At 68.6% G+C, this 280-nt stretch carries 1 pseudogene; it reads left to right on the top strand.

Annotated elements, in window-relative coordinates:
• Positions 1 to 25: 25 nt before the first annotated feature.
• A pseudogene (locus EE949_RS00200) lies at positions 26 to 280 on the top strand (extensin family protein); the annotation flags it as partial.

The raw sequence follows: 280 nt of genomic DNA on the forward strand, positions 1-280 counted from the left end.
CTGAGCCGTGCGGTCGATCGGGTGGATGGGCGCGTTGCTGGTGCTCGGCGGCGCTGTTGCGGTGGGCGCATGGCGGGGCTGGGTGCCGGTGCCGAAGGAGTGGAACCCCTGGGCGCCGCTGGATGTACGCGCCAGTCCGAACCTGTTGACGCGCTACAAGCTGGGGCGGTTGCAGGATGATCCGTTGCTGTGCGACCAGGTGCTGAAAACCTCGGGGTTGCGGGTGACCCGCCAGGCGGACTCAGCCCCTGATGCCGCCTGCCCGTTGCGCAACACATTG

It is taken from the genome of Pseudomonas viridiflava (assembly GCF_900602065.1).
Taxonomy (GTDB): domain Bacteria; phylum Pseudomonadota; class Gammaproteobacteria; order Pseudomonadales; family Pseudomonadaceae; genus Aquipseudomonas.